General features: G+C 57.5%; 11 protein-coding genes. 6 read left to right on the top strand and 5 right to left on the bottom strand.

The annotated features are described in order from the left end of the window. Positions 1 to 645: 645 nt before the first annotated feature. From ONB25_14425 to ONB25_14450, 6 genes are all read left to right on the top strand, one after another. A complete protein-coding gene (locus ONB25_14425; GenBank protein MDZ7394079.1) occupies positions 646 to 1,545 on the top strand; it encodes a diacylglycerol kinase family lipid kinase in 900 nt (299 codons plus the stop codon). Beyond that, positions 1,533 to 2,249 carry a 1-acyl-sn-glycerol-3-phosphate acyltransferase gene (locus ONB25_14430; GenBank protein ID MDZ7394080.1) on the top strand — a complete coding sequence of 239 codons (717 nt, stop codon included), beginning with the start codon at positions 1,533 to 1,535 and terminating at the stop codon, positions 2,247 to 2,249. The genes ONB25_14425 and ONB25_14430 overlap by 13 nt, the downstream gene beginning before the upstream one ends. Before the next feature lie 39 nt (positions 2,250 to 2,288). Continuing rightward, positions 2,289 to 2,651 carry a sulfite exporter TauE/SafE family protein gene (locus ONB25_14435; GenBank protein MDZ7394081.1) on the top strand — a complete coding sequence of 121 codons (363 nt, stop codon included), beginning with the start codon at positions 2,289 to 2,291 and terminating at the stop codon, positions 2,649 to 2,651. 447 nt (positions 2,652 to 3,098) lie between these two features. Further along, positions 3,099 to 3,899 carry a class I SAM-dependent methyltransferase gene (locus ONB25_14440; GenBank protein MDZ7394082.1) on the top strand — a complete coding sequence of 267 codons (801 nt, stop codon included), beginning with the start codon at positions 3,099 to 3,101 and terminating at the stop codon, positions 3,897 to 3,899. Positions 3,900 to 4,143: 244 nt separating this feature from the next. Beyond that, positions 4,144 to 5,592, top strand: a complete 1,449-nt coding sequence (locus ONB25_14445; GenBank protein MDZ7394083.1) for an MFS transporter — start codon at positions 4,144 to 4,146, stop codon at positions 5,590 to 5,592. A 73-nt stretch (positions 5,593 to 5,665) separates the two neighbouring features. Continuing rightward, positions 5,666 to 5,968, top strand: coding sequence for a carboxymuconolactone decarboxylase family protein (locus ONB25_14450; GenBank protein MDZ7394084.1), 303 nt, complete (start codon positions 5,666 to 5,668; stop codon positions 5,966 to 5,968). 341 nt (positions 5,969 to 6,309) lie between these two features. On the opposite strand, the gene ONB25_14455 is transcribed toward ONB25_14450, so the two are convergent. From ONB25_14455 to ONB25_14475, 5 genes are all read right to left on the bottom strand, one after another. Beyond that, complete coding sequence (locus tag ONB25_14455; protein ID MDZ7394085.1) at positions 6,310 to 7,518, bottom strand: AAA family ATPase; 1,209 nt, start codon at positions 7,516 to 7,518, stop codon at positions 6,310 to 6,312. A gap of 37 nt (positions 7,519 to 7,555) precedes the next feature. After that, positions 7,556 to 8,968 (bottom strand): proteasome accessory factor PafA2 family protein, encoded by a 1,413-nt coding sequence (locus ONB25_14460; GenBank protein ID MDZ7394086.1) that lies wholly within the window; start codon positions 8,966 to 8,968, stop codon positions 7,556 to 7,558. Positions 8,969 to 9,065: 97 nt separating this feature from the next. After that, complete coding sequence (locus ONB25_14465; GenBank protein MDZ7394087.1) at positions 9,066 to 9,278, bottom strand: hypothetical protein; 213 nt, start codon at positions 9,276 to 9,278, stop codon at positions 9,066 to 9,068. 1 nt (position 9,279) lies between these two features. Continuing rightward, the gene (locus ONB25_14470; GenBank protein MDZ7394088.1) at positions 9,280 to 10,794 is read right to left on the bottom strand and encodes a proteasome accessory factor PafA2 family protein; all 1,515 of its coding nucleotides are present in this window, start codon (positions 10,792 to 10,794) and stop codon (positions 9,280 to 9,282) included. A 49-nt stretch (positions 10,795 to 10,843) separates the two neighbouring features. Then, a complete protein-coding gene (locus ONB25_14475; GenBank protein ID MDZ7394089.1) occupies positions 10,844 to 11,098 on the bottom strand; it encodes a hypothetical protein in 255 nt (84 codons plus the stop codon). Positions 11,099 to 11,245: the final 147 nt, after the last annotated feature.

The following is an 11,245-nucleotide window of genomic DNA, read 5'->3' on the forward strand; positions in this document are numbered from 1 at the left end:
CTAGTTCATTGCAACTCAGATCGCCATTGTCAGCTTCGGCGTTCCTCAACCCATCCTCCAGCCACCCTCACCGCCAGGCCGCACGCAAGCAAACAAAAAAGGACGCCGGCGCCTACCGGGTCCTTGTTAGCGTGCTTTGAAGAGGCCATTTGCTGGCTGTCGCACGGCAACGCCCTTCACCCCCCTGGCGCTTGCCCCACAGCAGCCACACCGCATTTCTCCGCTCACCTCCACTACCACCTCCACGGCCTTCGCGCAGGGCCATCGCGCTCTCTTAGGCACGATTCTGGTTTAATGATAACAATTTCCAGGATTAATTTCAAGGCTTTTTTGTAATTAGGACTGAATAGTCGAGCACGTTTGGTACTTGGGCTTGGCCGGTGTTGAGGTCCGCCTTCGAATACTGCTCCGGGCCACGACCTCGACGATGGCCAGAGAGGCTCGCAGGTTCCCCACGCGAAAGGGGTGAAGAGGCGCCCCCTCCCCAGAACGGTTCATGAACAGTTAATGTCGCGTAGAACACCGCCAGACAGAAGAGTGTACAGGGCCTGTCGTTCGAATCAAGAAAATCCTCTTGACATTATCCCGAAAATGGCTAAATTTCGCGTTACACAAAGATCCGAGAGCAAAGAGGAGAACGGCCGCATGAGGGTGGCGCTTGTCATCAATCCCGCAGCGGGTAACGGTCGGGGCGCAAAGGCCGGCGTGCGGGCGGCAACTGCCCTACGCAATAGGGGTGTGGAGTATGTGCCCCACATCTCGCAATACCCTGGCCATGCAGTGCAGCTAGCACGTAAGCTCAACGTCGCCGAACTCGATGCCATCGTTTGCGTCGGGGGCGACGGCACCCTCTTCGAGGTTGTCAACGGTCTGATGCAGGCAGAGGCTCCCACCTCGACCACGCTGGGGGTAATCCCCGTGGGCAGTGGCAACTCTTTTTCGCAAGACCTGGGTGTATTCGGCGACTTTGACGGAGCGGTTGGGGCCATCCTGAACGGAGAGCGCAAAGCAGTAGACGTGGCCTGGGTGAGCACTGAGCGGAAGCGCTACTACTTCATGAACATGCTCGGCTTTGGTTTTGTGTCCGACGTATGCCACGCAGCTATCCGCTACAAGGCCTTGCGTCATTTGAGCTATGTCATCGGGGTTTTCCAGATCACTGCTGCCCTGTCTCATTGCCATCTCGTGCTCACTGTGGATGGAGCCACGTACGAAAGGACGAACTGTTTTGTCGAGGTGTGCAACTCCCGTTACACCGCCGGCACCATGCTGATGGCACCGCAAGCCGTTTTGGACGACGGTTATCTTGATCTGGTCATCCTGAATCGCATTTCGCGCGGCAAACTGCTCAAGTCATTTCCCCTCATCTTTCGTGGGGCCCACCTGGAGCTCCCAGAAGTGGAGACCTTCCGTGCCAGACACATCGTCGCAGTCACAGACAAACCGAAGATCTTGACACCGGACGGCGAGCTCCTTGGCTCCACTCCAATTGAGGTGGGCATTATCCCCAGACGCTTGCAGGTTTTGGGTAAATGGGACAAATAATATCTGCGCTGCTGTGGCTTTGGGGCCTCCTGCTCCTTGGTCTTTTCGGAGGTACACTCCTGGTGGCGACCCTGCTCCTGCCGATGAAGACCTACGACCGGGCCTTGAAGTGGATGTGCCGGACCCTGCTCAAGGCGTTGGGGATTCGGGTTAAGGTCGAGGGGCTGGAGAACATCCGTCCGGACCGCACTTACCTCTTTATGAGCAACCACGTGAACCTTTTTGACGTCTTTGTGCTCGGTGGTCACCTGCCACAGTTGGTGCGAGGGGTGGAGCTGGAGGGTCATTTCCGATGGTTCTTGTACGGTCTTGTGATCAAGCGTATTGGCAACATCCCCATTAGCCAGAAGAATCCCTTTTCGGCCATGGACAGCCTGTGCCGTGCCAGGGAGGCGCTTCGGCGGGGGATCTCCATCGTGCTCATGCCCGAAGGCCATAGGACCCTTGACGGCAACCTCCGCCCCTTCATGCGCGCCCCCTTCGACATGGCTCGCCAGGCAGGAGTCGACGTGGTACCTCTGGCCATGGTGAACGCCTTGCAGATCAATCGCAAGGGGAGCTGGCTCATCCGCCCAGGACGCATGGTTCTGCGCATCGGAAAACCGCTCTCGTCCACCATGGTCCGCACGATGAACGCTACCGCTCTCAAGGAAACCGTGCGCTCCCACATTGCCCTGTTGCTCTCGGGACAAGAATCAGCCTGAGTGTTCAATTGACACCGTCAATTAGGAGGCAGCGCCACAATGATACAATCCCTGTTACTTTGTCTTCTCGGTTTCGGAGCTGGGGTCCTTAGTGGAGTGATCGGCATCGGGGGAGGAATTATCCTGGTGCCGGCCTTAGCACTCTTGTTCAAGCTCTCGCAGCATCAAGCACAGGGAACAACACTGGCGCTCATGGTGCCACCCATTGGCCTGCTGGCCGCTTGGACCTACTATCGGAACGGGTATGTGGACATACGTATTGCCGCGCTCGTCGCAACGGGTTACTTCCTGGGCGGGCTGGCAGGGGCACGATTCGCATGCTGGCTCTCGGACGTGGTCTTGGAGAAGATTTTCGGGGCAGTTCTTCTGGTGGCCGCCCTGCGTATGTTGTTGAAAGCGTAGAAAACCCCCAGCCGAGAGGTATCCCTACGCGCCCCGCTCACAGCACAAGAATGAACCAGGTTCCAGCTTGCAATCGCGGATATCACTGAGTTCCCCGTGCAGGGTCTCGACATTCTTCTTGCCATTCTCCGTGGGGCGTGTTAGATTCTTCAGGGTCTGGCTGCCGGCAACGACAGGAATGCTTGGACCCCAAGCACACCATGAGAGCAGACGACCCTTGTTGATGGAGCAGCAAGGAGGAGAGGGCCCTTCCGGGCGCTAAACGCGAGACAATTGCTCAAGGGTCACGGACATTGACCTGCTAGACAGCATAATTGATTGTCTTGGCCTGAGGTGGGTAGGTGCAAAGGAAAAGACCCTCTCCCCATTGAGAAGGAACTAGGGGCGCCGCATCTCCATCGAGAGATACTGGTGTTCGTGTGAGGTCTCATGCGAAGGAGGGAAGACATGAGAACCAGTGAACGGGTTTGCTTGGCTCTGAACCGCCTCTTTCCGGCGAGGACGTTGCGCGAAAGGGATTCACCGAAGTCGGCCTACGACGTTGATGCGGGCGAAGCGGAAGAGGTTCTCTCCTATTACGCGCCTTATCTGCAGCTGGGCGGGAAGGTGGTTCTTGATGGTGGCTGCGGCTTCGGTGGCAAGACTGCATATTGCGCGCAGCACGGTGCGTCCTATGTGCTCGGACTCGACAATGACATGCAGCACGTCAGATACGCCCGGAGGTTTTCCGACGCCCCAGCGCAACAAAACCTTGTCTTTATGGTGGGAAGTCTCGCCGCGCTTCCTTTTGCGGATCGCTCCTTTGACGTAGTCCTGCTAAACGCGGTGGTGGAACACATCCGCAGGCAGGAACTCCGGCGTGCCTTGTATGAATGCAAACGTGTCCTAAAGGGCGGAGGAATGCTCTGTGCCTTTTTCCCGCCCTGGACGAGCCCGAGCGCCGCTCATGTTTACGACTACATCCACATCCCTTGGTGCCAGCTGTTCTTCTCCTCCACTACTCTCGTCAACGTGTTGAAAAGGCTCAATCCAGCACCACGCTTCGGCAGGCTTTCGTACATTGACCACTTTCTGGAACTCAACCGAATAACTATCTCTGAATTCAGGCAATTGGTGCGTGAGCTCCGCATGCGACCGATCGCACTTCGTCAGCGAATGATAAAGGGAATGCAGTTTGTCAGGCACGTGCCTATTCTTAATCGGTACCTCACTGCTCATGTTGTGGCGATCCTGCAGAAGGATAACTAGTGCCACGCTGAGACCTGTTTTGTGCCCCAAGGAGACCCGGCCGACAAGGTCGATAGCTCTCAGTCAGACCCGCCCGGAGCTCCTTCACGGAGAATTTGCCAAGGAGGCGGAAAGTCCCTGAAGGCTAGTCCGGGTTTCTCCCCTAGCCTTAGCGCGAGTGAGTACCGCGCTCGCATGGGCTCTATGCACAGTTCACAGGTAGCATGCTGAGGGCGAATGGAGGGTGAAAGGGAAAGGATAGAACATGCCAAAGGAAGGTGAGGTGAGCGTAGGGATATCAGCAGTGGAGCGCGGGCCATACGAGAAACGGTATTCAGTGCTGGCAGCAGTAATGCTGGGGGGTATCATGGGGCCCATCGATGGGAGCATCGTCAATGTTGTCCTGCCCACAGTTAGCACCTCCTTTGGCGTGCCTGTCGCCGTTATCCAATGGGTGCCGATGATCTATTTGCTGACCATCAGCAGTTTGCTGCTCTTGTTTGGGCGGCTCGGCGACATTGTGGGGTATCGCCGCGTGTACCTTGCGGGACTTGCGGGGTTCGTAGTCGCCTCCGCCTTGTGTGGATTGGCGCCTGCTGCCGGATGGCTGATTGCCTTTCGTGCCATTCAAGGACTGGCGGCCGCCATGATGATGGCTGTCCCTTTCGCACTCATCACTGCCGTGTTCCCGCCGCAAGAACGCGGCAAGGCGCTGGGCATCAACGCCATCAGCATCTCCGCAGGACTGGCTATCGGCCCTTCGCTAGGAGGCCTTATTACGTCCACCTTGGGGTGGCGCTTTGTGTTTCTGGTGAACATCCCCATTGGGGTTGCGGGGCTCTTGCTTGCCGCGCGCGTCCTCCCCTCGACAAAGAATGACGCCGCCCGTATTGACTGGCAAGGTGCTGTGACCTGTTTCTTGGCACTGTTCGGGTTTCTCCTCTTTGTCAATCGCGCCCAAAGTGGCCACGTGCCCAGTCTCCTGTGGGGCGTGTTGGCAGCTGCGGGCATCGCGGCGTCTCTCTTTCTCCTCACGGAAAAGAGAACCGTCTCTCCGCTTGTGGACCTCACCTTGTTCCACAACCGCGTGTTCAGCCTCGGACTGGGGGCCGCCTTGCTGAGCTTCATGTCGCAATACGTGCTCGTTTTCCTCACACCGTTCTACTTGCAGCGGGTGCTTCTGCTCCCTGCCAACAAGGTGGGGCTGGTCATGACCGCCTCTCCTTTGGCCGTGATGATTGTGGCGCCGCTGAGCGGTTCTCTCTCCGACCGCATTGGCACAAGGACGTTGGCGTTCCTTGGAGCTGCCATTTCCGCGCTGGCGCTTGCCCTGATGGCAGGCCTCCCCGGTGGTGCCGAGCCACATGACGTAGCCTGGAGGCTCGCCCTGTTTGGGTGCGGCACCGGCCTATTCCAATCGCCAAACAATAGCGCGGTTATGGGCCACGCGCCTAGAAACCGATTGGGCACTGCGTCTGGCGTCCTTGCCACGATGCGCAATGTGGGCATGGTGTTCGGCATCGCGATCGCAGGCGTTGTGCTATACGCAACCACGCCGGCACCTGTTCTGGGAAAGGGTCAGCTTTCAGCAGAAGAAGCAACCATTTTCCTCGCAGCCCTCGGCCGAGCCTTCTGGGTGGGGTGCCTTCTGAGTGTGGCGGCTAGCTTGGCATCGTTGGCCAGAAGCGAACACGGCCGCCAGCTTAACCCTTGAAGGTTTTGCAAGTCCGCCGGGTTTCACATGCTGCGCGCGATGGCCTTTGGTGATGCGAAGGAGGAATGAAGAGATGTCAGAGCATCCGCTTTCTGTGTTTCAAGAGCTTGATCCCGGTGTCCTGAAGCATATCCGGGAGATGGACGAGTTCGTGTTCGCCGCAGGGGAGGTGCCGCGCAAGACCAAGCTTCTCCTGGCCATGGCCTTTGATGCGGCGCACGGGGCGGTTAATGGCGTACGCGCTTTGGCAACCGCCGCGATGCAAGAGGGGGCCACGCGCGGAGAGATCGCCGAAGTGCTGCGCGTAGCGGCCCATCTTGGAGGGGTAGGCGTTTTCTACACCGCTGCGGCCGCATTAAGGGAGGTTATGAGGTAGCGGCCGCAGGTAAGAAAAGCGTCATGCCAGCGCCCGCTGGCCTAGCTGCATTTCACATAGGCCCCCGGCCAAGTAGTTACCGGAGAGGGTAACTCAGGCACAGGAGAGAAGGTAACCCAGCGCGGAGGTGCAATGAGGAACGCTGCGTCTAGCCCGGGGGTCGGCGCACTCCGAATGATGAGTGACGGGCCAACCTGCAGTCTCAGCTGTGAGTAGGCCAATCAGATGCTGTGGGCGCCAAACAGGAGCCCTCCGCATTAGGGGAGAAAGGTACTAGACAAATAGCGCGCGGACCTCACCTGCTTCTCCATGGGAGCTCGCCCTCAAGGTTCGTTAAAGACTCAGGAGCCACTACTCCACGGATCGAGGGGGCTGCCCGGTGAGGCGAACCCTTCTCTGCCAGCTGTAGCGACAAGGTCATCCGCCGTCAACGTGTCCCCCTTTCTTTCTGCGACCTCGGCACATGCGAGATCGAGCAAATCTACGGCCTTCCCGGGAAACACGCCTGGTCTTCCTGAAGAGAGTCCTACGCACAAGTCAATCATCGGCTCGGGGATTCGTACCCGGTGATGGCGTTCGACAAGCGGCTTCAGAGCACGGAGAACTTCTCTTGTCTGTCCTCCATTTAGCTCGTAGAGCACCACAGGGAAATACCTCCGCCGCAGGATTGGTGACTCCAGGTTGCAGAGGAAACCAGGGAGAGCTGTAGCAAACGCAGGCACGCCACAATCAGCAAGACGCCGGAGAAGAATCTCCCTTTGAGAGCAACAAGAGAGCAGAACGTCGACATCGTCGATGGCTAGAACGCAGTTACTTTCGGCCTCCATCTCGTCCAGGATTCTATCGAATGCCCTCTCGGCCTCACCAGGAAGATTGTACTCGGCAGTTAATCTGACCACCTCCAGTACCCGCACACGTCTGTTTGATAACATAAGCTTTCGAGACAAAGCAACGAGAAGGTTACTTTTTCCTGCACCAGACTCACCCACGACGAGGGGTACCATTCTGTGCCATTGCTGGATTACGGCGAGAACCTGGTGGACCTCCTTGTCTCGGCCAATTGTGGGCGGCAGTTCCCCGTCCCGTGGCAAGTCTGTCAAGGCCTTCGTGAAGTGATCAGACAGCCGCCCCGTAGGTGGACGGAAGTCCCTCCCCGGAGGCTTTTGTGTGCGCAGGGAGTGAGGCGGCGGCAAATCGGGTGCTCCGAGCAGTTGCAGTGTCTCCAGAAGCGCTTCACTGGGGTCTCCCGCAAGCTCTTCAAACAATATCGCCTTCCACCCGTTGGCAGGGTGAGAAAAGCGCACCCCACTCATTGGAGTGGCTCGCCCCCGCGTTTCCAAGTCAGCGTCAACGCAGACAATATAGCGGTCCCACGGCTCAACGCGCCGAAGCAAGAGGTTACTCTGGGGCTTAGTAAAGACCCCAGGATCCACCGGGACAGGGCCAAGCACAATCGTGTCTCGGTCCACCGGCCGGATGCCTACCCCCTTTTCCAGGAGGTAGGCCAACAAGATCGGTTCGATCGTGGTCATTGGCGTCTGGTACGCCATATCTGGCCCTCTCGCCTGTGTTTATGACAAGGCCGGTCTACAGTCCTTCTTCCGTGCTCGCACGCCACTTCTCGTCGGTTTCAAAAGGGTCACGAAGGTCCAGCACCCTCCCAGGGACCCAAATGGCATACCAGGTTGCTACGCCCGCTTCCAGACCGGAAAACTGCCGAATCACACGACCACGGACAGCGGCTCTAGTATCTGGAGGTGACGATACCATGGCGGAGGCGATTTCATCTTCAGTGACCACACGGTGCTCCAACAGTCCTTGTTGTTCAAGGCTGTAGAAGAGGCTGCTTCTCCGCCGGACGTCATGATAGCTTATGTCGAGAGCCATCAGCTTCTGTGCCAAAGGAGAGGGCTTGGGCCCTGGCTCCCTTTCACGCATCGCCGACAAAAGGCACTCCAGGTGAAGTACGCCTTCCTCACCGAAGATTTGTCGCAAAACGACAAGCTCTTCTGGCTCCCGCCTGGCGGGCTTTCCGGGCGCCATTTTGTTCACGTGATCCCAAGAAGAGCCCCACCGTTGGAGGAGCCTGGAGTAAAGATCGAACTTGATGTAAGGATCCAGGCACGACCTAAGGCTGAGTGGGTCTGCCTCAAGCTGATCGAGCACACTGCGCCATTCACGGACAACAAGCTCTCCCCATTCGGGGATACCTCTCTTTCCGATGGAGTCTTCTGCGCGCGTGAGGTAGTGTCGCTGTACCTCCGTAGCTGTGACACTACGCCCATCCGTTGTTCGTAGTGCTCTTCTGCAAAGCGGGTCACGGCTCACGAAGTGGAGCACTTCTACTGGGTCGTCAAATTCAAACCCGTCTCCCAAATGCACTCCAAGGTCCATCATCCTCAAAAGCAGAGCTGTAGTACCGATCTTCAAGAAGGTACCACGCTCCGACATCAAACTGTCTCCGAGGATCAAATGAACACGGCGGTATTGCTCCGTGCTCAGGTGCTCGTCTCTCGTATTGAGAATACCTCTACACCCTACGGTCTCCCTGCTTACCGCAACCTCAATAAAGGCGGCTCGCTGGGACAGTTCGAAGCCAATCCCTCCTGAGACACAAGAAATCTTGCCGGAGCCTGCATAGATTTGCCGTGTGATGAGGAAGGGGAGCAGCTCTTTAGCGATGCGTTCGAAAGACAGCCGCCTACTCACAAGGTAGTTTTCGTGGCACCCCCAAGTGTGGCCTGCATAATCAACGTTGTTCTTGTACACGCCGATGTCTCGTTCCGATTGGACCCCCTCAGAGGCCTTCTCGAGGAGCCGCTCTCCCGCCTTTTCCCAGAGGACGATGTCGCGAGGATTCGTGACCTCAGGCGTCCCGAACTCAAGATGACGTCCGGTATCGACGTATACATTGCACCCGTTGCCGAGGTGAAGGCCCGTGCGGCCCCTGTCCTGCAGGTGGGGATACCGCCTGAGTTGGCGTAGTATAGTTTCCGGCAAGCACCTCCTCTCTTGGAGGGCCTCTGGGCCTCGCTGAGATGCGAGTGCGTATTCCACCTCAAGGCCGAGAACGATTTGGTTAGGCACGCCCATGGGGTTATTCACCACCCTCTTGTTCAAACGTTTCCAGAAGGCTCATTGAGTCTTTGGACAAGACCTTCTCGAGAGCCGCCTCTACTGCCTTTAGCCGCTGTTCTGCGTGGGGGCGATCGTTTGATGTGACGGGCCCGGCCACATCCGGAGGATCCAGGGGACCCTGCGTGGTTACCGGTGCGGTTAGTTCCTTGCTTCTCTGTTTGGTTGCTTGCATCTTAGTTTCCTCCATCATACTCGTAACCGTTATGGTAGGTCCATTGCATATCTTTCCCCCTTCTCAGTTTCGCATCCTCTTCCATGGCCACGGCCAGGAGCTCATCAACATCGATGGACCCCACGTCCTTGACGCTTTCGGGCAGAGGCCTGAGTGGATCGGGAAGGGGTAGCCAAGCCGTACGCCACCAGCGTTGGACACCGTTGCTGCACAGTTCTAAACCATCCCAGTTGAGCCTTACGATTCTGCCAGGGAATTTCTTCAGGCACAGGCCTCGAAAATAGGCGCGGGAGTCAGATGGTGCTTCTTCGACTAGACGCTCAATTTCCCTATCGGTGACCACCCGCACGACAAGGCCCCCCTTGACAAGCGAATGATAAATGCCTTCTTCAGGGTCCAGGTTATGATACTGCAGGTCGATCGCCCTCATCGAAGGGTCTGACCACTCCACACCATGCCTCTGGCGATGGAGGCGCATCAACCACAACTTGGTGATCCAATCGACTCTGCCAATCAGCTGCTGGCGCTTGTTCCGGAGCATCACCAACGTCTCAGTCCATGCCTCTAAGATAGCTTTAGCCTCGGGGACCAGGTCCTCAGCAAATCCTCTCGCCACAAAACGTGAAGCTTGCAGAAGGAGTTCTTCCTGGATGTCAAGTGCGGTCATTCTTGTTCCGTCTTCCATCGCCAGCTTGCGCCGTAGAGTGAGGTCGCGAGAAATCTCCCTCATGCTCTGTACCGGATCCTCCAGAGCGAGGCTCCTTCTGATGAAACCGGCTTCCATCATGGCCAAAACCAGCTGTGCAGTCCCGATCTTGAGCCACAGGGCATACTCCACCATATTGGTATCGAACGCAATAACGTGGAGGCGGGCGAATCGCCTTGGATCCGCCAGCGCCTCGTCGCGCGCATTGACCAGCGGCCGATGGTGCGTGGTCTGCAACTCTATCGCGGCTGTCTCCATGAAATCAGCCCGCTGCGAGAGCTGGAAGAGAACAGGACTTGCGCCGTTCTCTGCGCCGATTTTGCCCGCACCCGTGTAGAGCTGAGCGGTCACTAGGTGGGGAATCCAGTACATGTAGAAGACATGGGGCCGCCGGTTAAACCAGTCGTCAAAAGCGTCCCGCGAGACGAGAAAGTTGAGGTGGCCCGCATAGCTGTGGCCCTGTCCATCAGAGTTGTTGGCAAGCACCACGACCCTGCGACCCCCCCCAAGGCGGGAATTGGCAAGCTGTGCTCCTCTGCTGACGATTAGGTCCCCAGCTTTTACCGCAGCAACAAGTGTCCGAGCACATCTTGTCTCAGGCGTCGAGTACTCCACGTGCGTATGGTCGCAGTAAAGCCTTGCCCCGTTTGGCAAGAATTCTCTTCTGAAACCAAGATGGCTGTCACCAGAATAAGACAGAACAAGCTCCGCGGCGCGTAAGTTACGACCGTATCGCCCGTTTGTGTCGTCGCCGCCGCCCACTCCATACTCGGTTTCGATTCCCACAAGTTTCGGCACGGCTTTTTTCATGAGCTCTGCTACCTCTTTATGACTAGTCCCCCCGAAGCTCCCCGCACCGCTAGTCTTCATCGGCTGTTGCCTGGAGATCTGGCCAATAGCAGACTCCTCCCAGGGCCGCTCGCGCAATCAGGCTCGTCGCGGGATCCTCGCTCTGGGCCAGAGCTTCCAATTTGGCTCGGGTTTCAGGCTTCATCCCCGGCCCTGCGTGGACAGAAAGAACTTTTGCCGCATTGCGCCAGTACTCCCGAGAGCCGTAGGGAGCCTCTCCCACTCGCTTTTTCGCCTCGTCATGGCGCTCTTTCCAGTCGGTCATGTTGGATCACCTCCTTGCCTTGTGAGAACCTTGCCGTTTCTACGCCCCCATAGCAGCCAATGTCCTAGGTCGCGGGGTATGTGGTTCGATTGCCACCACCTCCTGGTCTTGCAATTGCAAACTGACGTGGCTGCGGATACTCTTCGG

This window comes from candidate division KSB1 bacterium (genome assembly GCA_034506335.1).
Lineage (GTDB): Bacteria > Zhuqueibacterota > Zhuqueibacteria > JANLFK01 > Oleimicrobiaceae > Oleimicrobium.

Excerpts from the sequence above, each read along its gene's own strand:
- ONB25_14425 (MDZ7394079.1), top strand. The coding sequence starts at position 646 with ATGAGGGTGGCGCTTGTCATCAATCCCGCAGCGGGTAACGGTCGGGGC.
- ONB25_14430 (MDZ7394080.1), top strand. The coding sequence starts at position 1,533 with ATGGGACAAATAATATCTGCGCTGCTGTGGCTTTGGGGCCTCCTGCTC.
- ONB25_14435 (MDZ7394081.1), top strand. The coding sequence starts at position 2,289 with ATGATACAATCCCTGTTACTTTGTCTTCTCGGTTTCGGAGCTGGGGTC.
- ONB25_14440 (MDZ7394082.1), top strand. The coding sequence starts at position 3,099 with ATGAGAACCAGTGAACGGGTTTGCTTGGCTCTGAACCGCCTCTTTCCG.
- ONB25_14445 (MDZ7394083.1), top strand. The coding sequence starts at position 4,144 with ATGCCAAAGGAAGGTGAGGTGAGCGTAGGGATATCAGCAGTGGAGCGC.
- ONB25_14450 (MDZ7394084.1), top strand. The coding sequence starts at position 5,666 with ATGTCAGAGCATCCGCTTTCTGTGTTTCAAGAGCTTGATCCCGGTGTC.
- ONB25_14455 (MDZ7394085.1), bottom strand. The coding sequence starts at position 7,518 with ATGGCGTACCAGACGCCAATGACCACGATCGAACCGATCTTGTTGGCC.
- ONB25_14465 (MDZ7394087.1), bottom strand. The coding sequence starts at position 9,278 with ATGCAAGCAACCAAACAGAGAAGCAAGGAACTAACCGCACCGGTAACC.
- ONB25_14470 (MDZ7394088.1), bottom strand. The coding sequence starts at position 10,794 with ATGAAAAAAGCCGTGCCGAAACTTGTGGGAATCGAAACCGAGTATGGA.
- ONB25_14475 (MDZ7394089.1), bottom strand. The coding sequence starts at position 11,098 with ATGACCGACTGGAAAGAGCGCCATGACGAGGCGAAAAAGCGAGTGGGA.